General features: G+C 60.6%; 25 protein-coding genes and 3 pseudogenes. 7 read left to right on the forward strand and 21 right to left on the reverse strand.

What is annotated here, in order from left to right:
* Positions 1–61 precede the first annotated feature (61 nt).
* Together IQ26_RS41595 and IQ26_RS26145 are read right to left on the reverse strand one after the other, a co-directional pair.
* A pseudogene (locus tag IQ26_RS41595) lies at positions 62–181 on the reverse strand (hypothetical protein); the annotation flags it as partial.
* A 28-nt stretch (positions 182–209) separates the two neighbouring features.
* Positions 210–680, reverse strand: a complete 471-nt coding sequence (locus IQ26_RS26145) for a Ros/MucR family transcriptional regulator (protein WP_145721268.1) — start codon at positions 678–680, stop codon at positions 210–212.
* Between the two features lie 224 nt (positions 681–904).
* On the opposite strand from IQ26_RS26145, the gene IQ26_RS26150 reads away from it, so the two are divergent.
* Positions 905–1273 carry a DUF2934 domain-containing protein gene (locus IQ26_RS26150; protein WP_145721269.1) on the forward strand — a complete coding sequence of 123 codons (369 nt, stop codon included), beginning with the start codon at positions 905–907 and terminating at the stop codon, positions 1271–1273.
* A gap of 51 nt (positions 1274–1324) precedes the next feature.
* Here IQ26_RS26150 and IQ26_RS26155 read toward each other — a convergent pair whose 3' ends face one another.
* Both IQ26_RS26155 and IQ26_RS26160 read right to left on the reverse strand, forming a co-directional pair.
* On the reverse strand, positions 1325–1591 hold the full coding sequence (locus IQ26_RS26155) for a DsbA family protein (RefSeq protein ID WP_145721270.1): 267 nt from the start codon (positions 1589–1591) through the stop codon (positions 1325–1327).
* Between the two features lie 68 nt (positions 1592–1659).
* On the reverse strand, positions 1660–2733 hold the full coding sequence (locus tag IQ26_RS26160) for a saccharopine dehydrogenase family protein (protein WP_162458078.1): 1074 nt from the start codon (positions 2731–2733) through the stop codon (positions 1660–1662).
* A gap of 301 nt (positions 2734–3034) precedes the next feature.
* Between IQ26_RS26160 and IQ26_RS26165 the strand changes: the two genes are divergently transcribed.
* Together IQ26_RS26165 and IQ26_RS26170 are read left to right on the forward strand one after the other, a co-directional pair.
* Positions 3035–3721, forward strand: coding sequence for an XRE family transcriptional regulator (locus IQ26_RS26165; RefSeq protein ID WP_145721272.1), 687 nt, complete (start codon positions 3035–3037; stop codon positions 3719–3721).
* Positions 3722–4330 (forward strand): RES family NAD+ phosphorylase, encoded by a 609-nt coding sequence (locus IQ26_RS26170; RefSeq protein ID WP_145721273.1) that lies wholly within the window; start codon positions 3722–3724, stop codon positions 4328–4330.
* Positions 4331–4591: 261 nt separating this feature from the next.
* Here IQ26_RS26170 and IQ26_RS26175 read toward each other — a convergent pair whose 3' ends face one another.
* On the reverse strand, positions 4592–5047 hold the full coding sequence (locus IQ26_RS26175; RefSeq protein WP_145721274.1) for a YybH family protein: 456 nt from the start codon (positions 5045–5047) through the stop codon (positions 4592–4594).
* Between the two features lie 424 nt (positions 5048–5471).
* Between IQ26_RS26175 and IQ26_RS40565 the strand changes: the two genes are divergently transcribed.
* Together IQ26_RS40565 and IQ26_RS26180 are read left to right on the forward strand one after the other, a co-directional pair.
* Positions 5472–5708, forward strand: a complete 237-nt coding sequence (locus IQ26_RS40565) for an MFS transporter (RefSeq protein ID WP_240547237.1) — start codon at positions 5472–5474, stop codon at positions 5706–5708.
* A 23-nt stretch (positions 5709–5731) separates the two neighbouring features.
* On the forward strand, positions 5732–6646 hold the full coding sequence (locus IQ26_RS26180; RefSeq protein ID WP_240547238.1) for an MFS transporter: 915 nt from the start codon (positions 5732–5734) through the stop codon (positions 6644–6646).
* A 467-nt stretch (positions 6647–7113) separates the two neighbouring features.
* Here the strand turns inward: IQ26_RS26180 and IQ26_RS26185 are convergent, their stop codons facing one another.
* From IQ26_RS26185 to istA, 3 genes and pseudogenes are all read right to left on the reverse strand, one after another.
* Positions 7114–8499: an adenylate/guanylate cyclase domain-containing protein gene (locus tag IQ26_RS26185; protein WP_240547239.1), complete on the reverse strand. Its 1386-nt coding sequence runs from the start codon at positions 8497–8499 to the stop codon at positions 7114–7116.
* A gap of 445 nt (positions 8500–8944) precedes the next feature.
* Positions 8945–9364 (reverse strand): annotated as a pseudogene (locus tag IQ26_RS26190) (ATP-binding protein); the annotation flags it as partial.
* Positions 9365–9497: 133 nt separating this feature from the next.
* Positions 9498–10349: pseudogene (gene istA, locus IQ26_RS26195) on the reverse strand (IS21 family transposase); the annotation flags it as partial.
* Positions 10350–10485: 136 nt separating this feature from the next.
* On the opposite strand from istA, the gene IQ26_RS26200 reads away from it, so the two are divergent.
* The gene (locus tag IQ26_RS26200; protein WP_145721275.1) at positions 10486–10980 is read left to right on the forward strand and encodes an alpha/beta fold hydrolase; all 495 of its coding nucleotides are present in this window, start codon (positions 10486–10488) and stop codon (positions 10978–10980) included.
* A gap of 319 nt (positions 10981–11299) precedes the next feature.
* On the opposite strand, the gene IQ26_RS26205 is transcribed toward IQ26_RS26200, so the two are convergent.
* The 3 genes from IQ26_RS26205 to IQ26_RS26215 form a co-directional block, all read right to left on the reverse strand.
* The gene (locus tag IQ26_RS26205; protein WP_145721318.1) at positions 11300–12535 is read right to left on the reverse strand and encodes an SAM-dependent methyltransferase; all 1236 of its coding nucleotides are present in this window, start codon (positions 12533–12535) and stop codon (positions 11300–11302) included.
* Between the two features lie 375 nt (positions 12536–12910).
* Positions 12911–13513, reverse strand: coding sequence for a sulfotransferase family protein (locus IQ26_RS26210; RefSeq protein ID WP_145721276.1), 603 nt, complete (start codon positions 13511–13513; stop codon positions 12911–12913).
* Positions 13514–13545: 32 nt separating this feature from the next.
* Positions 13546–13962, reverse strand: a complete 417-nt coding sequence (locus tag IQ26_RS26215) for a VOC family protein (protein ID WP_240547241.1) — start codon at positions 13960–13962, stop codon at positions 13546–13548.
* Between the two features lie 256 nt (positions 13963–14218).
* Here IQ26_RS26215 and IQ26_RS26220 point away from each other — a divergent pair, with 256 nt between their 5' ends.
* A complete protein-coding gene (locus IQ26_RS26220) occupies positions 14219–14482 on the forward strand; it encodes a DUF4242 domain-containing protein (protein ID WP_145721278.1) in 264 nt (87 codons plus the stop codon).
* A gap of 282 nt (positions 14483–14764) precedes the next feature.
* On the opposite strand, the gene IQ26_RS26225 is transcribed toward IQ26_RS26220, so the two are convergent.
* From IQ26_RS26225 to IQ26_RS26270, 10 genes are all read right to left on the reverse strand, one after another.
* Positions 14765–15061 (reverse strand): hypothetical protein, encoded by a 297-nt coding sequence (locus IQ26_RS26225; protein WP_145721279.1) that lies wholly within the window; start codon positions 15059–15061, stop codon positions 14765–14767.
* Between the two features lie 210 nt (positions 15062–15271).
* Positions 15272–15538 carry a hypothetical protein gene (locus IQ26_RS26230; protein WP_240547242.1) on the reverse strand — a complete coding sequence of 89 codons (267 nt, stop codon included), beginning with the start codon at positions 15536–15538 and terminating at the stop codon, positions 15272–15274.
* Positions 15539–15620: 82 nt separating this feature from the next.
* On the reverse strand, positions 15621–15818 hold the full coding sequence (locus IQ26_RS26235; RefSeq protein ID WP_145721280.1) for a hypothetical protein: 198 nt from the start codon (positions 15816–15818) through the stop codon (positions 15621–15623).
* 340 nt (positions 15819–16158) lie between these two features.
* Complete coding sequence (locus IQ26_RS26240; protein WP_145721281.1) at positions 16159–18030, reverse strand: adenylate/guanylate cyclase domain-containing protein; 1872 nt, start codon at positions 18028–18030, stop codon at positions 16159–16161.
* Between the two features lie 531 nt (positions 18031–18561).
* The gene (locus tag IQ26_RS26245) at positions 18562–20193 is read right to left on the reverse strand and encodes a GMC family oxidoreductase (RefSeq protein WP_145721282.1); all 1632 of its coding nucleotides are present in this window, start codon (positions 20191–20193) and stop codon (positions 18562–18564) included.
* Positions 20190–21704, reverse strand: a complete 1515-nt coding sequence (locus IQ26_RS26250) for an FGGY-family carbohydrate kinase (protein ID WP_145721283.1) — start codon at positions 21702–21704, stop codon at positions 20190–20192. Before IQ26_RS26250 ends, IQ26_RS26245 begins: the two co-directional genes overlap by 4 nt.
* 26 nt (positions 21705–21730) lie before the next feature.
* Positions 21731–22573, reverse strand: a complete 843-nt coding sequence (locus tag IQ26_RS26255; protein WP_145721284.1) for a class I fructose-bisphosphate aldolase — start codon at positions 22571–22573, stop codon at positions 21731–21733.
* Positions 22546–24276, reverse strand: a complete 1731-nt coding sequence (locus IQ26_RS26260; RefSeq protein WP_145721285.1) for a glycerol-3-phosphate dehydrogenase/oxidase — start codon at positions 24274–24276, stop codon at positions 22546–22548. Before IQ26_RS26260 ends, IQ26_RS26255 begins: the two co-directional genes overlap by 28 nt.
* 18 nt (positions 24277–24294) lie before the next feature.
* Positions 24295–25290, reverse strand: coding sequence for an aldo/keto reductase (locus tag IQ26_RS26265; RefSeq protein ID WP_145721286.1), 996 nt, complete (start codon positions 25288–25290; stop codon positions 24295–24297).
* The gene (locus IQ26_RS26270; protein ID WP_145721287.1) at positions 25287–26267 is read right to left on the reverse strand and encodes a sugar-binding transcriptional regulator; all 981 of its coding nucleotides are present in this window, start codon (positions 26265–26267) and stop codon (positions 25287–25289) included. Before IQ26_RS26270 ends, IQ26_RS26265 begins: the two co-directional genes overlap by 4 nt.
* Between the last annotated feature and the right edge of the window lie 5 nt (positions 26268–26272).

Genomic DNA, 26272 nt, shown 5'->3' on the forward strand with positions numbered 1-26272 from the left:
AAGCCTGGCTGGTTGGCTTGAGCACGTTGCGGATATTGGAAACCTGCCACTGCCTACCGGGGGCTGTGCGGATGCCACGGTTGTTCAGCGTCGTTGCAATGGCCCTGAGGCTCGTTGAGCCGGAATTCGTATCGACCGGATCACTGGCAATACACTCGCCGCAAACTGGTTGGCTTTGCATAGGTCCGCTTGCCTGAGGCAGGGTCTTCTTAGGCCTTCACCCGCTTGGCTGGTGCCTTCTTGGTCGGCGCCTTCTTGTTTGTGGGCATTTTCGCACTCACCTTACGTCCCAACCCACTAGCTTTTGCCAGTTCTGACCGTTGTGCAGCGTAGCTTGGCGCCACCATAGGATAGTCCCGCGCCAACCCCCATTTGGCTCGATACTCGTCAGGCGTCATGCCAAGCAAGCCCAAGTGCCGTTTCATCGACTTGAACTTGCGCCCGTCTTCCAAGGAAATGATGTGGTCAGGAAATACAGATTTTTTCGGATTGACCGCCGGGGTCTGTGTTGGCTGCTCAACTACAGCTTGCTTGACTAAGCTAACAAGAGCCGAGTTCACCGAAGAAATCAGATCGGGCAGGCCTGCTACGGGTACTGCGTTATTTTGGACAAACGCCGCGACAATATCCGCGGTCAATTCCATCAATTCCGCGTTCTGGCGATTGTTCTCTTCGGTCATTCATCAGCTCCTATTGCTATTCCGCCTTCGTATGGGGGAAAGTCGGATCGCGCAATAAGCAGGTCCACAGGACGAAATACTCGGGATCATCGGCCGGCCGCTGCGTAGGTCCCCCGGAAGCCAGCCTTCCGGGTTTTGTGCCTCTTTTGTCCGAAATCGGCGTGTAGGGTCGGATCGTTCCGACGCTCCTTCGCGTTGGGTGAACACCCACGGGAGGAACGACTATGTCAGACGACAAACACGAATGTATTCGGCGCCGTGCATATGAGATCTGGGAACGAGAAGGCCGGGCGCACGGTCTGCACGAGCGCCATTGGAATCAGGCGACCTTTGAAATCGAGAACGAAGACCGCTCGCTTGGTGCTCGTCCACCGGCAATCTCTGGTGCCGACGTACCAGCTCCCGCGCAGACCCAAAGCCGAGCGAAGAAAGGCAAGCGCGCCGCTGGTCAATCGGATGTTGAGGCTGCGGAAGCGCTGGCGATGAGAACAGGCATCACCGGCGACCAAGCTCAAGACCTCATCGACCGCCTCGGTGACGATCCGCTGGCACTCGATGAGGCGGCGCGGAGCCTTAGGGCATCCGAAAGGTGACCGCCGGCTGTCCAGGCAAGCCCGTCGCTGTGCTCGGCCCAGCCCTCGCGCTCACGAGCATGGAGACCTGGCTGGCGAGCACGAGGCCGGCAGCGGGTAAGGCGCGGGGAGTTTCGGCGTGAGCCCGTAGCGCTGCGCGCGCCGTTCGACGTCGCGCCACATATAGGCGACCTTCACCGGCTTGTCCTTGAACGGGACGTTGTTCTGCTGGACCATGACGCGGCGGACGTTGAACGGGCGCCACCGGAAGTCGATGCTGGTCGAGCCCGCGACTTCGGGAAGCCGCGTCACCGACAGGTATGTGTAGGTGCTGCCGATCGACGCTGCCGGAGCGGGTGTGCCTTCTCAGGGAGGGGTCGGGAGATAGCGCGCCTTTCCGTTTTTGCTCAGGCGGCCCACTGGATGTCGGTGTCAGGGAAGTTGAGGATAAACTCGCGGCCAAACGCTTGGCTAGCGGTCGCAAAGCCGCATGGCACCTGGCGCGCAATCGAAAGTTGTAATGCCGCGACGGCCGTCAGCGCAGTGAGATGATACCCGCTGAGCGTTTCAAGGGTCGCCGAAACGGACTTGCCCGATGCGTCCGTGACTCGCCCCCACAAAGACGAGCGCCCTGTGGCGCGGACTTCGTCCGAGGGTCCCTTCACGTTGCGGTCGACCCACTCCATGGCCAGGGTTTTCAACGGCCAAATACCGAGCAAGGGTAGGGCGAAGCGGATTCGACGCAGGCGAGCGATTTGCGTGGGCGGCGCCGAGGTATAGACCTCGATGTTGGGAATTCCGGTCGAGTAATAGGCGCTGGCGACGTCGCCCCACGGAATCGACATGGCCATCAGCTTGCCGTGGCGAAACGGCACCTCCATCGTCTTCCAGGCGGTGGGAACTCGGCGAATTACGCCGTTGATGCGGGCGCGGCCACCTGATGGGAGTGCCTGGATCATCGTTTTGGTAGTGCCCGGGCTCATGCCGCCCAAGGCGGTGAATGCCAATTCGAGTCGCTGCGCGCCGGGTAAGCGCTGGGCGAGCATGGCGGCCAGACAATCGCTGGGGACGACATCGAATCCCACGGCCGGAATCAATGCCACGCCAGCTTGCTTCGCCCGGTCACTCAATGACGCAGCGCGTTCGATGACGTCGATCTCGCCGGTGATGTCCAGATAGTTGGCCCCGGCAGCAATACACGCTTCCATCATGGGTCCGGCGGTCTGCGAGAACGGGCCGGCACAGTTCAGCACCGTTGAGAAGCCGCGCAGGCAATCGGTCAATTGGCTGGCCGAGGCGACGGGGAACGTTAGCGAAGGACAGTTCAACTCGCTGGCCAGCTTCGCAACCCGCTCTTCATTCCGGCCAGCCAGCGTAGGTTGAAGTCCCAGCGTCACAGCGTGCCGCGCGATCAGACGGCCTGTGTAGCCGGTGGCGCCGTAGATAGTGATTCCCGCGGACTGGGGATCGGAACAGTTCATCACAATGCTACGACAAAATCCCGCGCGCCGGCTATACGACATAGCGCTGCAAACGTCAGCAGCCTCACTCGGATTTTTCCTTGGTCTATATTAGTGGATCCCTGCAGCAGGTCGTAGATCGAGCCGCCCTTGACGTTTATATGCTGCCCAAGCCTCGGCAGGCACTGCCGACTCCGCCCGGGCGTGGGGGATTGTGTGATTTGCGGCGATTGGCAGTAAGGACGCTCCAACTTGACGAAATTATCGAACTTGACGAACTTGCGATCCGTCTCCACATTGGGGGAAACAGGAGGTTACCGTCATGGCCGTTCCAAAGCGAAGCAATCATAGCGAGGCCGCGTCGCATGCGGGAGTCGCCACCCTGAGCTTCACCACCAAACTGCCAGCACAGGCCCATTTCAAGAAGGTGTTGCTCGAGCGCTATCAGGAAGCGATCGCACGCAGCCGCAAGATCGGCCATCGCGTATCGTTCCGGGTAGAGGTCGATCCGGCCGCCGGCGCGCAGACGATCACGCCGGTCGAGGAACAGCCGAGCGCTTCAGATGACATGTTTCCCGTCGAGGACACGGGCAAGCCTGACACTGAACTCGAAGCGGCCCTTGCCGAAGCGCGCGAGCGTGGCCGCAAGCGTGTCGCCGAGATTGTCGCCGGCGACGACATGCTGAGCGCGGAAGCCTTCGCCAAGTTGATCGGCACGTCGCGGGTGACGGTCAACGCCAAGCGGCAGAGCGGGCAGGTGCTCGGGATCGATGGCGCCAAGCGCGGCTTCCGCTTTCCTGTCTGGCAGCTCGACAAGGACGGTCGGCCGTTCGGAGCACTGCCGGCGCTCCATGCGACGTTGGGCAATAGTGCCTGGGCGGTCTACCGGTTTCTGGTATCGCGCCACGGTGCGCTCGATGGACGAACAGGTCTTCGGGCCCTTCAGCAGGGCGACGATGCGTCGGTGCTGGCCGCTGCGGAAGGTGTGGCCCGGGGCGATTTCGACTGAATGCCGGGCGTGCCACCTCCACCTGATTTCGGGCGCGCAAAGCTCGAAATCGAGACCATACCGCCGGGGCAGACATTCGGGCGGATCTACTGGAGCACCTATCCCGATCCGCTAGGCTACGGGAAGTCGCCGAGCCGCTTTAGCGATCCTCGGCGACGTGCTGCTACCAATCGTTTTGGCGTTCTTTACCTTGGGGATTCCCTCAAGGTGTGTTTCCTCGAAGCTGTGCTTCGTGACCGGCGCGAAGGAGTTGTCGACGATCTTCCGATCGATGAGTCAGAGCTGACACAACGGCGCTATGCGGAGATCACGACCACGGCAGACCTTCGACTTGTCGACTTCAGAGGCGACAACGCCGTCAGAATGGGTGTGCCGACTGATGTCGTTCGGGCGCAGCGCCAGAACCTGGCGCGCCGGTGGTCGGTGGTGTTTTACGAGCACCCGTCCAAGCCGGATGGAATCATGTATCCCTCGCGCCTCAACGGCGCGATCAATCTCGCCATCTACGATCGGGCCACAGAAAAACTTCAGCCGAAACGTGTTGTGACGCTTCTCGGCGCGCCGGGACTGGCTCAGGTTCTGGAGGATTTCCGGGTGGGATTGGTGTGAGAGCTGGCTGTATTCGTATCGCCGGCGAAGGCCGCGTCATAGCGCCGATTGCAGACGCTTGCCCATCGATTCCGATCCCGATATCGACAGAACTTTAGCAGATGGAAGGCTTTCTGAGGCCCGAAAGTTGGCCCTGACGCCTCCGGCGCTCGCGTTCAAATTCTGTTCGGCCTTAGCGTGTCACCGGGAACAGTTCTTGTTCTGACCCCTATAGTCGTACTCATCGCCAAGGGCGGTCGATGAGGGCCTGGACATCAATCCCTATTGGGCCGCACCTAAGTTCCAGATGTCCCGATGCAGGCGCCATGTCCCGTCGTCGCCCTTTTTCCAGATGACGATGTACTTGCCCGCAACGGTCGAGAGGGCGCCGCCGTTGCTCGGCACATCGAGCGTAAATGCGCCAACTTCGTAGGCGAGGTTCGCACTCTCTTCCACTTCCAGCGCCTTCAGGGTGAGATTCTTCATCCCGCCTTTGATCGCTCCTTGCCAGAATTCTTCCACGCCCTTGCGGCCATCGACGCGTTTACCGTCGGGCGGCAGCACAGCGGCATCCTCGGTATACATTTGACCCACCGCCGCCGCATTTCCGCTGTTGAAGGCGTCCGTGAATTTCGTCAGTGCCGCTTCGATGTCCTCGCGAGCCGACTGGGCGGCCGCAGACAATGCAGACGAAAGAAGCAGCGCAGCAGCAAATGCAAACGACCTAACCAGTCTCATCTCGTCCTCCCTTTTTTGCGTGTTCGACAAATTCGCCGGATGAATAGCGCCAACTGGAGTGCGCCGCCGCGTCCGCTCAATGGCCAGATCATGATTTATATTAGGCTTATCTGATATGGCGGCGCAAGCGCCTTCGCAGCCCCGCTCAACAGGCGGAAATCTATGCAACCGTGATGCGAGCGCCCCTGAATAAAGCGCGTCGCGTCAATAAATGGCGAAGCATCTGTGCCGCCTTTCAGACGTCGAGCAATGGAGCTCGGCTTTTAGGCCGGGGGTGTCTATGCTAAATAACGAGGGCGAGGACCGGGCGCATGACGCCTATGGTAAAATTGCGCACGCTTCGTAGCGCTCAAAACAAATACGATCGACCAATTTTTCTATCCCAAAGCCGACGGCATAGTTCACGGTACTGGGGAAGATCCGAATGCGAAGCCGCTGGACCATTCTTGCTGCCCTGTTTGTCGCTCGTGCCGCCTTCGCCTTTCAGTTTGAGAGCGTAGCGGCCGTCGCGCCACAGGTTAGCCAAAGTCTCGGTGCGAGCTTGGCCGATATCGGTATCCTTATCGGGCTCTATTTTGCACCGGGCGTCCTGCTTGCCTTGCCAGGTGGCACGATCGGCCGCCGGTATGGCGACAAGGCCACGGTCCTCGCTGGGCTCTGATGATGCTGGCAGGCGAAATATTGATGACCGCGTCGGCGTCATGGAGCATGCAGATCGCAGGCCGACTGATTGCCGGCACTGGTGGTATTCTCTTGAGCGTTCTGATGACCAAGATGGTCGCCGACTGGTTTACTGGTCGGGAAATTGCCACCGCGATGGCTATCTTCGTCAACTCGTGGCCGGCTGGCATCGCAATCGCGCTCATGCTGTTGCCAGCGATTGGAGAGACGTTCGGGCTCTATGCCGTCAACCTTGCTGTCGCAGGGTTGATCCTGATCGGGCTCGGCTTGATCGCTTTTGTCTATCGCGCGCCAGATGCGCCCGTCTCCGTTGAAGGCGAGCGCGGCAGTCTGACCACAAAAACGATCTATGCCGTGATTGTCGCCGGCTCGATCTGGTGTCTCTACAATATCGGTTTTGCGATGATCTTCAGTTTCGGACCATCGATGCTCGTTGAGCGAGGCTGGTCCAGCACTGCAGCTGGATCAACGATCAGTATCGTGCTCTGGCTCGCCGTGCTTTCGGTTCCTTTCGGGGGCTTCCTCGCTGATCAGACCAAACGCGGCGACGCCGTGGTCATCACAGGCTGTATCGCCTTCGCGCTGCTGGCACTACTCCTATCGCGAAGCGACGCGGTGCTTCCCATCGTCGTTGCCCTTGGGATCGTTTGCGGCCTGCCCGCCGGTGCGATCATCAGCCTGTCTGCGCTTGTGCTCGAGCGGAAGACGCGGTCGATCGGAATGGGAATATTCTACACGGTTTTCTATGCCTGGAGCCCGGTTGGAGTGGCGATCGGAGGAAAGCTCTCCACGTCGATGGGCGGCGCGAGCGCCGCGCTCGACTTCGGGGCCGCCATGCTCCTCGTTTGCCCGGTCATTCTGTGGCTCTTCCGCCGTATCATTACTGGCCACAATCGGCCGGTCGTTCCATCGACATAAACGCGCGAGCAGACCTTAGCGACGGATTGGACAGTGGCGGAACCATAGCGGTTTCCGACAGACGATTGCCCGAGCCGCGATTCATTTGCGCTGTGGCGCGAGATCATCGAGCCTTGACGTGACGCTGCTCGATAGCGATCGCTTCGCTTTAGAATCTCCTTCATAAGCACGCAATTCGGCCGGAGGATGTCACTTGGCAGTTAACCGGGGGCTTCCTCAAATTGTGTGATGGCCCGAAACAGAGCCCCAAAGTGGATATTCTGAGCGGTTCAGCGACCGCGCGACGCACGATGCGTGCTTCAAACGGTCCAAACGTGCGGATATGGCGGCAAGTATGAGCAGCACCACACAATTTGAGGAAGACCCCGTTTAACTGCCAAGCGACATCTAGGTACGAGCAGAGATCGAGATTGGATGGTGCATAGTGAATAACCGTAGCCACCAACCGCGTCTCGGAAGTCTGCGGCTTATTCAACGACGGCGAAAAGCGACCATTCACCAGGCACCCCCTTTAACGAGTACATGCCTTGGTCAATGAACCCGATCCCCGAGCCGACAACCAGGTCTTTGACCGTATTGGACACCAGGATACTGCCCGGCGACGCATTGCTGCAGATGCGTGACGCAACATGCACCGCGAGCCCACTCAGATCGGTCTCGCGCCGCTCGCATTCACCGGTATGCAGTCCAGCGCGCATGGTGAGGCCGAGACGCGACAGTTCCTGTATGATTGCCCGCGCGCACTGGATAGCCCGGGTTGGCCCGGTGAAAGCCAAAACGAAGCCATCGCCCGTGCGGTTGACTTCCTGGCCACCGAAGTTCTTCAGCTCTCGTCGCACGACACCGTCATGCGCTTGCAGAGTCTCCTTCCATTTGAGGTCTCCGATTGCCGCGAGCTTTTCGGTTGATCCAACAATATCGGTCACGAGCACGGTCAGGAGGACCCGCTCGGAGGGCGGACTATTTCGGGTTCCGGTCAGGAACTCCTGCACTTCACCTACCAGTCGTTCCTGGTCACCCCACCACGGTAAGTGATCGTCGCCGGGAAGCACGACCAACTTGGCGCCTGGAATATGATCGGCAAGATATTGGGCTTCGGGGACAGAATGCCAGCGGTCTCCGCTGCGATGCAGCACTAGAGTAGGCACCTGAACACTCGGCAAAACACCGCGTATATCGACTTCAAAACTCAGATCGTTGAGCGCTCGAACTGCACCCGGACTTGCGGAATAGCGAAGATAGGCGCCGAACCATGAGCGCGCCGCCTCATCCTTTGCCATGCTCGGCGCAGCCTGGTCGAGCTCAAAAGGCTCACCCCAATTCTCTTCCATGAGCGTGTTCCACGCGTCACGATCCTCTAGCGTTATGCCCCACGGATAGTCAGGCGCCCAACTTTGCCTAGCATAGCTCCCGCAGAGAATAAGCGCGGCTGTACGTTCGGGATGAGTTGCGGCGAACATTGCCGCCATGTAGCCCCCCTCGGACACGCCAAGGAGGGCTGCCCGTTCCGACCCGGCAGCATCCATGACCGCCCGGATATCATCCACTCGCTCTTCGAGCGTCGCGGGCCCGACATCTCGATCGGATAGACCCATGCCCCGACGATCGAACCTGATCAAGCGCGAGAAATTGGCGAGACGCCTGAAGAACCGCGCATAGTCGGGACTTTCCCATGCATACTCCAAATGGGAGACCCAACCTTGCGCATAGACAAGATCGATTGGCCCGTCACCAAGGACCTGATAGGCGATCGATAGATTGCCGCACTTCGCGTACTGGGTGCGTGGAGCCATGGCGGTTCGAATCCCGGAAGCGAAGCCAATCTCAACCGTGGACTGGAGATATGCGATCAAGCACCGTTGAGCCTGCTTCGGACGCCACAATCAGGCCACCAATGGTAGCACGTGGCCAAGTTCCTAACCTTAGCAATCTGCATGCGGTTCATGCGTGCGTGAATTGAGGGCCAAAGGTTCCTGTTCTTGCGCTACTCTGATGGTCCGTTTGGTCGATTGCGGTCGAACGCTTGCCAGCTGGTGACGACGTCGTACTTCAGTTTTTTGTGGCGCTGCCGATAACCCGCCAATCTCAGCGGAGACCCAGAGAGCCTTGCCGCCCGGCGTGGTGGAACGCAGAAATGTTGGCATGCCGGGTCGCCCTGATTTCTTTTCTGGAATCGACCTAGAAAATCTGCCCATCTACCAGCCTAGAAGGTCCCGGTAGATGAACAGATCTCGCGGCAAGGAGCAGTTAATCTCCCCACATTAGCAGAATGGCCCGGGGGGTCCGGGGAGGGTTTTGTCAGCTGCGGTTTTTGAAACGCCAACTGGTGTTGCCGGTCTCGATGATGTCGCAGTGATGGGTTAGTCGATCGAGCATGGCGGTGGTCATCTTGGCGTCCCCGAACACCTGGGGCCAATCGGCGAAGGCGAGGTTGGTGGTGATCAGCAGCGAGGTGTTTTCATAGAGCTTGCTGATCAGGTGGAACAGCAACTGGCCGCCAGGCTGGCTGAACGGCAGATAGCCGAGCTCGTCGATGACGATGAGATCGTGGCGCAGCAGCTTCTCGGCCAAGCGCCCACTGCGGCCGGCGGCCTTCTCCTGCTCAAGCTGGTTGACGAGATCGACGAGGTTGAAGAACCGCCCTCTGGCGCGTGTGCGGATGACGGCGGAAGCGACGGCGATGCATAGATGGGTTTTGCCGGTGCCGGTGCCGCCGATTGTCGTGTTGCCTCACCTAATTTTGTTACCGTCTGCCTCACCAAGAATGTTACCCGCCCGCTATGACGCTAGGCTGCCGACCTCGCCGATGAGCCGCTGCACGGCTTGTTGTCGCCACGCCCTTACTCGCCTCTGTGGTCGCCCGTACCGCCTTCTCGACGAAGCCGTCGAACGGTCCGCGCAGTTCCATCAGGCTCGCCCGTTCATCCTCGAACACGTCCCAGATGGTGCGGTCCTTGAACTCCGGATGTCGGGTACGCTTGGCATAGGCGATGCACTGGTCTTCCAGCCAGGCATTCAACTCGGCGAGGCTCCTCACCCGCGGCTTGGGGCGGAACAGCTGATCGCGCAGGTTGCCCACCTGGTTCTCGACCTGACCCTTCTCCCAGCCCGACGCCGGCGTGCACGCCACCGGCTCGACCAGGTGATGCGAGCACATCTGCAGAAAGCGGCGGTTGTACTGGCGCGCCTTGCCGACGAAGATCGCCTCCACCGCCGTCTTCATGTTGTCGTAGATGCCGCGCCGGCACACCCCGCCATAGAACCGGAACGCCTGGTCGTGGGCGTCGAACACCAACTCCTGGGTCTCCCGGAAGTAGGCGCGCACGAACGGCATGCGGCTGTGCGACAGCTTCATGTGCGCCGCCTTGATCGTCAGCGGCAAACCCTGGAGCGTGATCGTCTCGTGGCTCCAGTCGAACTGATAAGCTTCCCCGGGGGCAAAGCTCATCGGCACGAACGCCTGGGCCGGAACCCGAGCCCGCTCGTCCCGCCAGGCCTTGACGAACCGATGCACGCTGTCGTGGGCGCCGACGTAGCCGCGACCGCGCAACTCCTCGAACAGACGCTGCGTCGAGCGGCGTTCCCGCCGTGGCAGCTTTGCCTCCCCCTCCAGGATCCCGGTCAGAACCTCGACCCATTCGATGGGCCGGCGTTGCTCGAAATAGGCGCGCCGAATCTGACCGATCATGTCCACGCCAATCATCCCCCAAACACACCGCAACCGGCACAAAGGAAGGGAGGCTGACACGCAGCCTTAGAGGGGGTCACTATTGGACGCGAAAACCGCCCCTCAGGGGGTCACTATTGCGCGCGAATTTAAACCTGGGAGGGTTTCGGCGATGGTCGCGCTTGCCGGCGTGACTGACATGGGCTGGAACGGAGCGTGGTCAGGCTTTAGCGAGATGGAGAGCCATCTCATGCGCATGGCGGATGAACCCAGCGCTGTTGCCTGGTGCGTGGAGATGTTCGGCGAAGACGGCAGTGGCTTTCACTCGAAATCCGATTTCGAGTTCGCAGAACCCGACAATGCATTGTTTGCACAGAAACAGGCAGGTGCAGCGATTGCCTCGACTGTCGAAGAGGCGTTTCGGCAAGGCGTAGCGGGTTACGCGCAAGATGCTTTCGTGCAGGGACGGCCGTGGTCCTTCGACGCCAGCACCATTTCTCTTCCGGCCTGGATACTGCACGGCGAGGTCGATCGGGCGGTGCCGCAGGCGCACAGCTACCATACCGCGGAACTGATCCCCGGATCGGTGCTACGGCTGTTGCCAGGGCATGGACACATGACAATCCTGGCTGAACTTCCCACTGCGGCGGCAACCTTATGCCGATAGCTTCAGACGATCGTGGACCGTCATCGGTGAGAGACGGAGACTCCGGCAATCCGCCCCTTCGAACGACCATGGTCGATTAGAAGCCGTGCGAAGGGATTTGAGCAGAAACGTCCGCTTTCAAGCAAAGGAAAATTTGTGCCCAACGGCCGAGATTGCTGCGCAAAGCTGTCATTCGTGGCCGACCGCTTTGATCTGCGGACTTGTCGATTGGTTGCACTGGCGCTTCCGTCGGACGAAGATTGACCGGCGGGATGATGTCATCCGAGTCCTGCAGGGCGAGCTAACCAGCGGATCGGGCCCACTGGTGTAGATAGCGAAACTACGCACTCGTCTGCATCGAGCTCAGTAGGCGTCGCTCTTCTTCGACAATATAATCGCGGATGACTGGGACATCGTCACGGCGAGTCGAGATCAGTATCTGGAAGACAAAATTTGAACCGTTTAGGAAGCCGAGTTCGGCCGACGCCAGATAGAAATCCCACATACGGCAGAAGCGTTCGCCCATCATGGCGACTGCCTCCTCGCGCCTGGCCTCATAACCGAGACGCCAATCGTGGATCGTCCAGTAATAGTGCAGACGCAAATTTTCGCAGTCGGCGCACCAGATCCCCGTGCGCTCCAACGAGGCAAACACCTCTGACAAAGCCGGCACATACCCACCTGGAAAGATATACTTGCGGATGAACGGCGCCGTCGTACCAGGCGGTGACATGCGTCCGATCGCATGAACCAATGCGAAGCCGCCCTCCTTCAACAATCTACCAATGATCGTGAAATAGCTGTCGAAATGAACGACGCCCACGTGCTCCATCATTCCGATCGAGACAACACGGTCGAACTGTCCGCTGACCTCGCGATAGTCGACCTGGCGAAAATCGATCTGATGAGCGACCCCCGCCTCGATCGCTCGAAGCCGAGACGCCGCCAATTGCTCCGTCGAAACGTTGATCGCCGTGACCTTCACGTCGCAATATTTGGCGAGGTAGATGGCGAGAGCGCCCCAGCCTGAGCCGATTTCCATCACATGCATGCCCGGCTCTAGCTTGAGCTTCGCGGCAATGTGGCGATGCTTGTCCATCTGCGCTTGCCGCAGACTGTTGTCCGGTGCCGTGTAATAGGCGCACGAATAGGCCATTGTCTCGTCAAGCCATAGTTCATAAAATTTCGTCGGGATGTCGTAGTGATGCTGAACGTTTTTGGCGGCGAGACCGAGCTTGTTGTTCTGCTGGCGCCGGCGCAACGCACGCCAGACTTTCCGCAACGCCTTCTGAACAGGGTGGGCTGCCAACCCGGTGCGGTTGACGGAGAAAAGTGACAAGAGGTCAAATGCTTTGCCACCGTTCTCGATCACCAAGCGGCCATCCATGTAGGCTTCGGCCGCCTTCAGTTCCGGATTGAAGAAGATCTCGCGTTCGACCGCTTTGTCGGCTAGGCGGATCGTCACGTCGGGCCCATCCTGTCCACTGCCGAAGGCTTGCCTGAAACCGTCCTCGAATATGACAGTCAGGCGCCCGTTTTTTACAAAACGGGAGAGCAGATTTGGCAGCAGACGCATTGCGGCTCGCTTCTCCTCACTTGCCCCGTAAGTATGACTACCCGGTGTCGGTACATCAATACCGATCTGGGGCGGAGAGGGATCGGACTTCAGAAGTCTCCTTCCAATGCCGAAGTAGCGACCCATCCGGGCAGCCTGCCCCGCGATCAGAAATGTCTGCTTCTGGCGCAATAGATGTCCAGGGTGGTCGCCGGCAGCGTCTGCTATCCGGCATCGCAAAGATCGCCTCAAGGGCGGACATTCGGCGCAAAACCGTCGTTAAAAATTGATGGGACGGCGGCCGTTGTGGGTTGTTAAAAATTGACGCTACCCCAACTCGGGTTCTGACAGTCGTCGCGAGCATCGTCGTGACCTGACCCATTGCATACGGTCAGGCTAGTTCTTTGCAAGGGCCGATTGAAAGTCCTTGGTGTTGTTGCGATTGGGATAGGACTGGTCCGGTACTGGCACACCGAGATGCCGACAGAGCGGCGTCCACCCATCTCCCAGATTGTGGACCAGCAGCCGACCCGGCGGCACTGTCGCAATGACCGCCCTTACATTGGCTTCGTAGACGGCTATGGCATTGGCGCGATCGTGCGGCAGGCCGCCGAAGACCTGCCTGGAGATCAAGGTAAGGCCCAGCGACTCCTGATCCTTGCTCTGGCTGATGCCTGCCAGGATCGTTTTCTCGAAGCTTTTCCACCAGCTTTCCGGCGATCGGTATGTCAAGATGACCCGGGCGTCCGGATAGAATTCAACCAGATCACGCCAATAGTGCGCCGAAGGCCAGTCCATGCAGGACGCGTAGCCCGCAAACAGCTGGTTCCAGTCTGGTGCCGCGCCCTTCGCCAGCGCACGCCAAAGCCGCTTCTGCTCTTCATTGGCCATGACTTCGAACATGTGGTGACAGGGGCCGAAGCCAAGGATCGTCAGCGCCTCGCGCATCGAATCCGTTCCTGTCCGGCCAAAGCCCGTTCCAATTACCCTTATCGCCATTGTCCCCCCGGTTCGGACCTACAGCCGTCAGATCAGTCGCTTGCGAGCACCATCCGCAGGCGGTTTCCCTCGGGGTCGCAGAGGTCCAGCGCCCCCTCCGTTTGCAGCGAGGGCACGTGCGCCTCGCCGAGACGTCGCGCAGCGGCCGCGAGGTTTTCCCGGGTGGGAAGCACGACGGTAAAATGCTCCAGACCTGCCGCGCCGAGCGGTGGCTCCTTCAGCTCGTCGTGAGCCCAGATGTTGAACGCCACCATGTGTGGGCGTTCCTCGGTGCCGCAGTCAAACAGGCCAAACCTTGCAGACTGGATATGTGGCTTGAAGCCAACCACGCCGAGGTAGAACGCCATCAGCGTTTCGGGCGACCGCGCGCGCATATGAATGTGACCGATGAAGCTATCCGCCGCCAGCGGAACCTTGACAAGGTCGGCCGTGTCAAGCTCCTGCAGCAATCGATCGATATCCAGAGGTTCGAGACCGGAATGCCTTGTTCCGTCCTTGGCGACAAGCGAAACACCGCCACCAGCCACCCCTTCCCTAGAAGCGAGGCGCCCGGGTGTGTCGAAGCAGATCTCGATCCCGTTGCCGACATTGTAGCCTCTTCATCGATAACTGTCGGCTATCGATCAATAAAAAACTTGTCGTTCTCTTTCGCCTGCCGTTGCGTTCAACTCCTGTGATCACTGGGCCAAAGGAGGAGATCTGGAAATGACCGTCTATATGGTGGAACGCGACCTCAAGGGCATCAGCATGGAGGCTCTGGGAGGCGCGCAGAAGGCGGCGATCAGCAAGGCCGCCGAGATGACGTCCAAGGGCACCGACATCAGGTATCTGCGCTCGACCTTCGCGCCGGAGGACGGGCGCTGCATGTGCCTGTTTGACGCTGTCTCCGATGCAGACGTGAAGCGCCTGAACGACGATGCGGGGCTGCCTTACCACAGAATCGTACCGGCGCTCGATCTTACGTCATAAAGCCAACACGACCGGGCTCGGCATGAACATCCGGGCCCGGGCTTCTCGCGAAATCATGCGCAGAAAAAGCAGCGTGGTGGCTGATCACCCTCCCGCAACAGAGCATCGTGTTCCGATGGTCAGCACTCATTGTGCCCGAGGCAAGATTCGCCGCTGGTCCATACCGAGCGCGTCCGCATGCGGCGATACCTGGGAGCTCACTTGAGAACGGCCTGCGCCAAGGTTCCGTTTAGGTCCGCTGGGGCACGCAAGTAACGGCGGCCGGACGCCCGCAAGCGCCTTCTATCCCCGAATGCGGTCGATCCGTCTTCCGAGAAGCCAAAGCGCCAGAGCGATCAATGCCACGCTGGGTACATAGAAAAGCGCATGATCCCCAAAATAGCCGAGGCCGTCCGGCAACAGGACGAAACTCTCCTGGTCCACCAGCCAGCCGATAAACAGGCCCGCGACGGTGATCGGAAGCACGACGAACATCAGACCGAGATTTGCCAGGCCATCGGGGTTGGTGTTCACGAAGTCGATCCAGACACCCGCTGCCGGGGCGAGGTATGCCGCCGGCAGGATGATTCTCCATTTCATATCTTAGTACAGAAGATTTCTCGCGCGAGTTCAATGGTCTCGGAAAGACGGCTCGACGCAGCGGTGCTCTGTGACCCGGCGCCGGAGCATGACCCTCCCCAAATTATATGTGAACGAACCTTTGATTTATTTCGCTCATGACCAGAGGAGGGATCATGCTTCCGCGCCGGGTCACACCCCGATTCCGATGGGAGGCCAAAAGCGTTGGCATCAAGGTGCGCGATCGGTCAGCGCGCTCGCACCTTCCTCCGCGGCGCAATGGGCGCAGCAGTAAATGATGTCATCCTGTTCGACGCCATGTCCGATGATCCGGCATCCGCAATGCGGACACGTCGGAGCAAGTTTCTGGATCGCGCATTCGAAGCTGTCGAAGGTGTAGGTTTCCTCGGCCACCTTCACTTCGAAAGTCTTGTCGTAATCATTCCCGCATTGATCGCATCTGGCCATAGCTCCTTTTCCTTCTTTCTTTGGCTTCAAGCTCAAGCAACCTGGCGCGCTGCGATAGGTTCCCGATAGGATCGTGGGGTCTTCCTAAGCGAGAGACGAGCGCGAGCCTGCGTCACGCGCGCTGTTCGATCAAGCGGATCACCTCGTCAATGTCCAGCGGCTTGATGTCGAGTTCCTTCAGGCCCGGCGCGTCGATTGCCGCCACATTGTCGTGACGCATAAGGTCGACCTGGTTGCGCGTGATGGGCGCGGCGGGAAGGAGTTCCGCCACGCCGGCCAAGGCGTTCCACACCGTTGCCGTCGATGTCAATTTTCACACTTAGCTTAGCTAGTTGCGAGCGCGAAGGGATCAGTTCTGACCTATGATTCAAAATCAATGCCTGGCTTGGTTGAACCGCTTTTCCGCACCGTTTCGCGCCGTTCCGTCTGCGTCGTGACAACAACGACGTTGGGTCACGAACGCTGGTTGAGCCCAATGTCCGGTTTCTGGAAGGAAAATGGGGCCCGGAAGGTCAGGATTGGGTCAACACCGTGAATAGACAATCATTTCCACCATACGCCAGCGCTGTTCGGAAGGCACGGTCGCGCCCGTCAAGAAGGCCTACCGAGAGGAAAGGGTCCTTGTATCGCGCAGTTCGCGCCGGCAATCGCTATTCGGTGAGTTTGAGCAAGTTTTGATAGCGTGGATGATTGCGGATGGGATCGAGGTCGGAATCGTTCTTGAACCATAGTTTCATGTCGCTTCCAAACTGCTGCAAGCAAACCTCGAGCAGATCGATAGAGCGGTCGATCTCTCCCAGCAGCGAATATGTGCAGGCGGCATTGTAGCGGGCGAGGTTGTCGTCAGGATCGATCGCCAGTGCGCGCGCCAGCCATTCTTTCGCCCGTTCGCGCTCGCCGAGGATCGCGAGCGCACAGGCACCCTGCTGTGCGGGTTTGGAGCTTTCCGGGTGCAACCGGAGGGCCTCCTCGGCTCGCTTCACTCCGAGCCGCGCATATTTTGCCGCTTCCTCGCGGCGCCCGAGAGACTGAAAGACACTCGTGAGGAATAACGGCGACTGATAGTCGTCAGGCCGAATCTCCATCGCGCGGAGGTAATGCTGCGCGGCCCGCTCGAAGTCGCCCGTGGTGACGCAAAACTCGGCATACAGCTGGTTGGCCTCATAACAATTGGGATCGAGCGCGAGCGCCTGTTCGAAAGAGGAAGCCGCCTCGACGGGACGGCTGCCGATCATCAAGGCGTATCCCCGCGCAGCATGAGCTTCCGCCAGATTGGGTTCGATCGCCAGTGCTTTGCCGGTGGTCGCCAGGATTTCGTCGGCCGAAATCGCTACGCCATGCTTGGAATAAAGACGCGAATCGCAATTCGCCATGCCGGCATAGGCGCGTGCATAGAGCGGGTCCAGTTCCGCCGCCCTGGCGAACATTCGCCTGCCAAGTGTCAACGACAATTTTGTCGACGTGTGGAGCAACTCGCGGCCCTTGAGATAGTGAGTATAGGCCTCGACATTCTCCGTTGGCGCCCGCTCGATCGCCTCCTTCTCCTCCGGCAGCAGCTTCACCTTGAGCTGATCGACGATAGTGTGGGTGATCTCGTCCTGAACGGCGAAGATGTCGGTGAGGTTGCGGTCGTAGCGGTCGGCCCATAGGTGGCCCCCGGTCGCCCCTTCGATCAGCTGCGCGTTGATCCGCACCCGGTTCCCGGCCTTGCGAACGCTGCCTTCGACCACATAGGCAACACCCAGTTCCTTGGCGATGCGTTCCAGGTTCACCGCCTTGCCTTTGTAAGTGAAGACGGTGTTGCGGCCGAGCACGAACAGGCCCGAGACATTCGACAGGTCGGTGATAATGTCCTCAGTGATGCCATCGCTGAAGAACTCCTGCTCGGGGTCATTGCTCATGTTGGCGAACGGCAGGATCGCCACCGACGGCTTATCGGAGCGCGGACGCGGTTGAGCGCCTGACGCGGTCTTGAGGGAGCCGTTTGCGGGAGCCCCCAGATTGACGAAATAGACATGCACCGGCTGCGCGATGTTCTTGACCGTCTTCTCGCCCTGATCGAGAAACTCCAATTCGAGCTTGTTGCCGACTTGGTCGCGGACCACCGCCGAACAGGCAATGCCTCCTGGCCTCGCCAGCCCCTCGAGTCGCGCCGCCATATTGACGCCGTCGCCGTAGAAATCGTCGCCGTCGACGATGATGTCACCGAGGTTGATCCCGATGCGGAACTTGATGTGCCGGTCCTCAGGAACCCCGGTGTTGCGCTCGACCATGCCGCGCTGGATTTCAACCGCGCAACGCGCCGCGTTGAGAACGCTGCCGAACTCGACCAGGAAACCGTCGCCCATCACCTTGAAGATTCGCCCGCCATGCTTGACTACGGTTGGATCGAAGAACTCGTGGCGATGCTGGCGAAGCGCGACCAGCGTGCTTTCCTCATTGGCCTCCACGAGCCGGCTGTAGCCAACAACGTCGGCCGCCAGTATGGCCGCCAGCCGGCGCTCAACCTGCTCCTGGCCCATGGCTGTCCTCTGAACTTGCCAAAGACACTTCTACTCGCCTTGGTGATTATTTGCTAACGCCATCGTGGCGGCGGGTCAGAACGCCGCCTTGGGCTTCACTGCGGCCGTTTGGGTTGCCATGCTCCAAGGTCAACTTCGGGTCAGAACTACCGGTTCAGGCAGTGCGGCGGAAAGGCAGAGGGGGGTCGAACCTTGCCGATAAGGCAGCGGCGAAACGCCTACCGTGAATCTGTGTCCCAATAATGCACAGGGGCCCTTATGCGATGATCTGGCGGCAAATGCGGAACGCTCGACGCGGCGGTTATCGACAAACTGTCCAAAAGCTTCCGGGGAACGCTCGTCAAATCGATGATGACCGCCATTGCCGACAGAGCCCGCCTTCTCGCCGATGTGAAATCCTGAGGCCATGCGCTGGCAGGGACCAGCCCCAACCCTGCCAGACTGCGTCGTCTGGAGCGGCCCGTCGCCTCATGGGAGCGAGGCGACGGCACGACAGCGGACGGGGCTGCCGTCTGCTTTAGCTCAGATGCGTCACCGAGAATCCTTCTCGTGATTGGCGTCCTGCAAGATCATTTCCGATGCCTTCTCCGCGATCATGATCACTGGCGAGTTGGTGTTGCCGGAAACGATCGTCGGCATAATCGAAGCATCGACGACGCGCAGGCCAGAAATGCCGTGCACGCGCAGCCGGCCGTCGACCACGGCCATCGAATCTGCGCCCATCTTGCAGGTGCCAACCGGGTGGAAAATCGTAGTGCCGATATCGCCGGCCTTGCGGACGAGATCTTCGTCGCTTTCATATTGTGCCCCGGGCAGCATTTCCTCAGGCGCAAAACGGGCAACGGCGCGCGCCCTCATCAAGCGGCGGACATGGCGAAGCGATGCTACCGCCACAGTCCTGTCTCCTTCGGTCGACAGATAGTTCGGCCGGATCTTCGGGGCAGTGTGCGGATCGGGCGCCGCTATGTGGACGGTGCCGCGGCTTTCCGGTCTGAGGTTGCAGACCGAAACCGTGACCGCGGGGAAGCGATGCAGCGGCTCGCCCAGCCGGTCGGTGCTCAACGGCTGGACATGATATTCGAGATCGGGCGTCTCCAGGCGTGGGTCGCTTCTGGCGAAGATGCCAAGCTGGCTCGGCGCCATCGACAGCGGTCCGGTGCGACGGATGGCGTATTCGACGCCCATGGCCGCGCGGCTGAACAGATTGTGGTAGCGCTGGTTTAGCGTCGAGGCATTGGCGACCTTGAAGACTGTGCGGATCTGCAGATGATCCTGCAGGTTCTCACCGACGCCTTCCAGCGCGTGGCGAACCGCAATCCCGGCTGCGCCAAGCACGTCAGGTCGGCCGACGCCGGAAAGCTCGAGCAGCTTCGGCGAATTGATCGCGCCAGCGGCAAGTATCGTCTCGCCTGCCCGCGCACGATGCAACTGATCGCCCATGCGGAAGACAACGCCTGTGACGCAAGCTCCGTCGAAAACCAGAGTCTCGGTCTCGGCGCCGGTCACGACGCGCAAATTCGGCCGCCAAAGCACGCTCCGCAGGAACGCTTTCGAGGTGTTCCAGCGCACGCCCTTCCTCTGGTTGACCTCGAAATAGCCCGACCCCTCGTTGGTCCCGCCGTTGAAATCCTCGGTCCGGGGGATGCCGAGTTCCTCGGCAGCATCGCGGAAGGCATCCAGGATCGGCCAGGACAGGCGCTGGCGCTCGACGCGCCATTCGCCACCGGCGCCATGGAGCTCGTTTGCGCCACCAAAATGATCCTCGGACTTGCGGAAATATGGAAGCACGTCATCCCAACCCCAACCAAGGTTTCCGGCTTGTCGCCAGCCGTCATAGTCGGCCGCCTGGCCGCGCATGTAGATCATTCCGTTGATCGACGAGCAGCCGCCCAGAAGCTTGCCGCGCGGATAGTTGAGCGCACGACCGTTCAGCCCAACCTCCGGCTCGGTCTTCATTAGCCAATCGGTGCGCGGGTTGCCCATGCAATAGAGATAGCCGATGGGGATGTTGACCCAGTGGTAGCGGTCGCTGCCGCCGGCTTCCAGAAGCAGCACGCGCATGGCCGGATTGGCCGACAGCCTGTTGGCCAGCACGCAGCCGGCTGAACCCGCGCCGACGATGATGAAATCGTATTGTCCATGATCGGCAGCGGCCTGTGTCAATTGGTTGTCCGTTCGCTTGCGATCCGGTCCCATAGCGGGCCCATGGCCTGGTTGATCTCGCCATACAGACGATAGCGCTGCTCGTAGGCTGGTGCGATCTCGCTGTTGGGCTGATAGCAGCGGTCGGGCGCGGTCATGGCGGCCGCCCCCGCAGAGAAGTCGGCAAACAAGCCGACGCCTGTCCCAGCCGCAATTGCAGCGCCCAGCGCACCGGTCTCGCGGCTACGCGCTACCGTCACCGGCACGCCCAGCACATCGGCGAATATCTGCGGCCAGACGGCGCTTCGCGAGCCGCCGCCTGAGAGAACCGCCTGGCTGACAGTCGCTCCGGCTCGACGCAGCGTCTCGATATGGCGCCGATGTTCGAAGACGACGCCCTCGAACAGTGCGCGCAGCATATGCGCCCGCGTGTGCCAGCCGGCGATGCCGTAAAAACCTGCACGCGCCTTGCCATTGTGCTGCGAGCCGTAAAGGAATGGGTGGTAGATCGGCATGTCTCCCGCGGGATCGACGGACGCGACAAGTTCGCTGCAGATCTCGAATGGCGATATGCCTGCCGGCGGCGCATGCTCGAAGAATTCACGGACGATCCACTCGAGATTTGCAGCCGAAGTGGCGCTCGATTCGATGGCGAGATAGCGCACCGGGTCGAACGTCGACAGCATGAAGATCGACGGATCGCGGATCGGCTCTTCGGTGATAACCTGGTTGATGCTCCAGGTGCCGGCAATGATGGAGGCGGCTCCGGTGCTGGTGACGCCTGAACCGATGGCGCTGGCGACGACGTCGAACAGGCCCGCCACCACGGGCGTGCCCGCCCGAAGGCCGGTGACGGCGGCGACGTCGCGCGTGATATGGCCGGCAATGTCGGAGGCCTCCATCACGTTCGGCAACAGTTCCATACAATCGTCGAGACCGTAGGCGGCCAGCAACTCACGCTCGTAGCGTCGCTCGGACATATGCAAAAGCCCGCAGCCCGACATATCCGAGGTCTCGGTCGAGCGCGCCCCGGTGAGCCGGTTGACGACAAAATCCTTGCACAGGAAGACGGTGCCTATCCGGGCAAAAAGCGCCAGGTCATGACGCTTGAGCCACGCCAGCAGACTCGGCGTCTGCGCCGCCCAGGGCCGTTGCAGGCAGTGGACATAGGTCCGGTCGCCAACGCCCGCGGTCGCCCATTCGCTCACGATGGCGATGGCGCGTGTGTCGAGCGACTGGATGCCGAGCAGCGGGTCGCCGCCGCGGTCCAGCGCGTAGAGCCCGTTGCCGTGACCGGCGCATCCGATCACCGCGATGTCGCCTGGATCGACGTCCGACTGGTCGAGGCATTGCCGGATGACCTCGACGGCATTGCGCCACAATTCACCGAGGTCGCGCTCGACGTGGCCGGGCTTTGGCATGCAGGAGCGGCCGTCCCGGGCGGCGAGCGCGAGCTCGCGACCGGCGGTGTCGAAGATGATGGCCTTGATGACGGTGTTACCCGCATCAAGACCCAGAATGTATTGCTGCATTGACGCTCCTCCCAAGCTGGCGAAGGTTATTCTTGTTGGTAGAGCTCCCAGGCCGCCGCACCGTCCGCATTCTCATGGATGATCGCCATCAATCCTCTCACGACGGCACGAGGGTTGGAATGCTGGTATATGTTGCGGCCATAGACCATGCCTGCCGCGCCTTGCGCCATCAGCGCCGCCGACTTGTCGAAGACGGCGCGCAGATCCTCCCTGCCGCCGCCGCGCACAAGCACCGGACAGCGCGCCGCCGCCACCACCTGGTGGAAGTCGTTGGGATCGGTGGTCGGGTCCGCCTTGATGATGTCGGCGCCCATCTCGCTTGCGAGCCGGGTCAGGGTGACGATCTTTTCGGGGTCGCCGTCGACCATGTAGCCTCCGCGTTGCGAATTGGGCAGCATTGCCAGCGGCTCGATCATCAGCGGCAGGCCGTATTTTTCGCAGTCGGCGCGAACGCGGGCAATGTTGTGGACGCATTGCCGAAATAGGTCCGGCTCATCGGGCAGCATGAATAGATTTACGACCACGCAGGCCGCGTCCATTTCCAGCGCACCGATCAGTGGCTCGGCTTCGTTCTGCAGGATGGCCCACATCGAGCGATGGCGGATTTTGTTATATGGATTGCCCATGTCTATGCGCATGACCAATGCCGGCTTGTCCTTGCCGGGCAAGGATTGCAGCAGATCGGCCTGGCCATAGTTCATCTGAATGGCGTCCGGGCCCGCGGCGACCAGCTGGGCGACAACGCCGGCCATGTCCTCGAGCCCTTCCAGAAACGACGGCTCGTTGCACACGCCATGGTCGATTGCGACGTCGAGACAGCGCGCTCCACCGAACAACCGGTTCATGCGGACTTTCTTGCTGATGCGCATTCGGCGCTCCTTCCTTCGTCTTTTTTAGATTCGAGATCGACGCCGTGCCGGCGTTGCAACAGGGCAAGGAAATCGGTGCGCTCGCATGCCTTGCGCGCGCCGCTCCAGTTCTTTTCGACGGCGAGAATATCGAGAACCGCATCGAGAAGGTCGGTCGAGAGAGCACCGGTGATGGCGATGGTCGTGCGGCGGAGCAACAGGTCCTCCAGCTGCTCGACATATTCATTGGCGATGAGATATTGGATCTCCCGGGCCGAGTAGTCGCTGCCGGGCAAGAGCTCGTCATGTCCCGCTGCCATATAAGCGGCGACGGCGTCCGCCACTGTACCGTAGCGCTCGAAGAGGCTGCGCATGCGGTCAAGCGACAGACCGTGCGCCGCCGCGCGTTCTGCGCACCATTTTGCGGGAACAATGGGAAAATGCCGGCCGCCGCCGATCGGCCTGTTTTCCGTGCCGACGATGCGCTGTCGGCACAATCGCTCAAGCACGATATCGGCTGCCAGTTCGCCGAACGATCGAAAGGTTGTCCACTTCCCGCCGATCATGCACAGCGTCGGCGGCAGTATACCGGCGCCCTCGACGAGCTCGCAGAAATGATCGCGGGGAATGCGCCCGGTAAAACTGTCTTGGCTTATCGGCAGCGGCCTCACCCCAGTGAACTGAAAGACGATGTCGGTGTCGGCGATCTCGATCCCGGGAAACACGAAGGACAGGGACTGCAGGATGTATTGCCGCTCGTCTTCCATGCAGCACGCCTGGTCGGGATCGTCGACACGGATATCCGTCGAGCCGACCAGCACGTTGCCGAGATAGGGGAACAGGATGCAGATCCGGCCGTCCTCGTTCTCGTAGTAGATCATATGGCCGTCGAGCGCGTCATGAAGCTCGCGATTGTCAACGACCAGATGCGAACCTTTGGTGCCGCCCATAAGCTTCGGCGCAATGGCTCCGATCGCCGAATTGGTCAGGTCGATCCAGCCGCCTGTGGCGTTGACTACGAGCCGCGGCTTCACGGCGAGCGTTTCGCCAGACAATCGGTCGTTAAGCACCAGGCCTGCGTCACCGAGCGAGACGCGTGCATAGTTGAGTGCTCGAGCGGACGGCTTTTCCCCCATGGTGTCGTGCAGCATTTCGGTACCCAACCGCTCGGGGTGGCTGACCCAGGCATCATAGTATGTCGCCGAATTGCGAACAGCAGGATTGATTGCCGGCCAGACCTTGAGCGTTTCAGCGCGGCTCCTGAATTTGTGCGTCGGGACGATCCGCCGTGGGGCGGTGAAGAAGTCATACATCGCAAGCCCGGTCTTGATGACCAACGCGCCGCGCCGGCCCGGACGACGGCTTAGCCCAAGGAAGCGGAATGCGCCATTTGCTATGCCTGAGAACAGGTCGAAGATAGGCACCGTGGTCGGCAGTGGCGCAACATAGTGCGGCGCGTTCTTCAACAGCCGATCGCGTTCGAGCAGAGATTCGCGGACCAGCTTGAACTCGCCGTTTTCAAGGTAGCGCAAGCCGCCATGAACCATGCGCGAGAGGGCTGCGCTGGCGCCGGAACAATAATCGCCCTTTTCCGCGAGCAGCACATCGACGTCCTGCAAAGCGAGTTCGCGAAATATGCTGATGCCGTTAATGCCGCCGCCTATGACGAGCACGTCAACGTCGGGGTTGTCGCGCAAGCCGGCGATCGTCTCGATGCGATTCATTTCAAGATGCGCTTTCGATCACGCATCGATCGCCACAAGATGCCCGGCCACCGCCGCATCGACGGCGTTCAGTTCGGAAGCGCTCAGCGAAATCTCCCCTGCCCTGGCGTTGTCGACCGCCTGCTTCGCGTTCCGCGCCCCACACAACGCGAAGGTGATGCCGGGCTGCGCCAGCGTCCAGGCGATGACGATCTGCGCCATGGTTGCCTGGTGGGCCTGCGCGACCGGGGTCAAGGCATGCTTCAAGGCGGCCACCTTGCGCAGGTTGGCCTGGGAGAAGCGGGGATTGTCTTTGCGCTGGTCGTCGCCGCTGAACTCACGCGTCGGATCGATCGCGCCCGAAAGCAGGCCGAGCGCAAGCGAAGAGTAGCTGAGGGCTGCGACTTGATGCTGGCGCGCGATCGACAGCAATGTCTGCTCAATCTCGCGGTCCAGCATCGAATACCGTTCCTGGATGGCGTCGAGCTGGCCAGCGGCTATATACTGCTGCAGTTCGGCGGCGTTGAGGTTGCTTGCGCCGATGGCGCGGATCTTGCCAGCTGATTTGAGGCGTTCGAGCGCTTCCATTGTTTCGGCAATGGGGGTCGTCGGGTCCTGCCAGTGGGTGATGTAGAGATCGATATAGTCGGTGCCGAGCCGCCTCAGGCTCTGCTCCACTTCATAAGCAATGCCGTCGGCGCCGAGATATCGGTTCACCGGCTTTCCATCCTGATCGAAGAAGTGGTTGCCCTTTTTCGAATGCCAGTTCAGGCCGCATTTGGTGGCGATGACCGCGCGCTCGCGCCGGCCCTTGATGGCCTTGCCGACGATCTCCTCGCTGCGGCCGAGACCGTAGGCCGGCGCGGTGTCGATGAGCGAGACGCCGGCATCGATGGACGCCTGGATCGCGGCGATCGATTCCGCTTCATCCGTGCCGCCCCACATCCAGCCGCCGATGGCCCAGGTGCCGAGCCCTACTGCCGAAGCAACAACGCCGGACTTGCCGATGCGACGGGTGATCTGTCGAGAGTTCATGCTGCATTTCCTTCGGCGAGCTCGAGGATCTTCAAGCCGGTGGTTTCGTCGGTGACGAGGGTATCGAGGTGAGAGCCGCGCATGGCACTGAGGATCGGGATCACTTTGCTTGCGCCGCTTGCGACGCCGATCGACCGCGGGATGGTCGCGAATTCCTCAAGCGTCAGCGAAACGAGCGAGTGGTTGAGGCTGTAGTCCGCGAGCTTGCCGTTGCTGTCTATGAGATGGGCAAGCAGCTCGCCGGCCGCGCCCGAGCGTTCGATGGCCAGCCGGTCGGCACTCGAGGACGGGTGCAGATCGTAGTAGCTCGAATCGTCGGTCAGGATGGAGCCGATGCCGACGACCGCAAGTGTTGCTTCCCGCGCCTTGCTAAACACATCCGAAACGGCCCGGACGCCCATCAACATGTCGCGTTGGGCAGGACTGTCGGCAAACAGCGGCGCATGAATCTGATAGGCGCGCCCGCCGAGTTTGTCGGCCATCAGCGACGCGACATGGTTGACATCGGTGTAGTGCTTGCCCTGGACCAAACCGGTCGCGGGAATGACCTCGACGTCGTAGCTGCGGCTCGGCTTGAGGCCGGCGACGACGGCGCTCACCCCCTTGCCCCCGGTAATGGAAATCGTGTCGCCGTCCTTGATCGTCTCGAGCACCAGCCTGGCCGCGGCCTCCCCGACGCGTTGGAGCGCAGTCTGCGGATTGTCCGAAACGAAAGGAACGACGACGGCCCTTTGGATTCCACCTAGCGCGACAAGTCGCGCCTCGATGTCGACCAGTTGCTCGACCGGCGACTTGATCTTGATCTCGACAAGCCCGAGTTGATGGCCGCGTTTGATCAGACGATTGACGGTTGCATGCGAGATGCCGAGCTCCTTGGCGATTTCAGCCTGCGTCTTGGCTTCCATGTAATGAAGCACAAGCGCCTGATACATCTGACGGACGATCGTGATATCGTCCCGCGAATTGGTTGGTGCCATGATGG

Source organism: Mesorhizobium tianshanense (assembly GCF_007830515.1).
GTDB classification, from domain to species: domain Bacteria; phylum Pseudomonadota; class Alphaproteobacteria; order Rhizobiales; family Rhizobiaceae; genus Mesorhizobium; species Mesorhizobium tianshanense.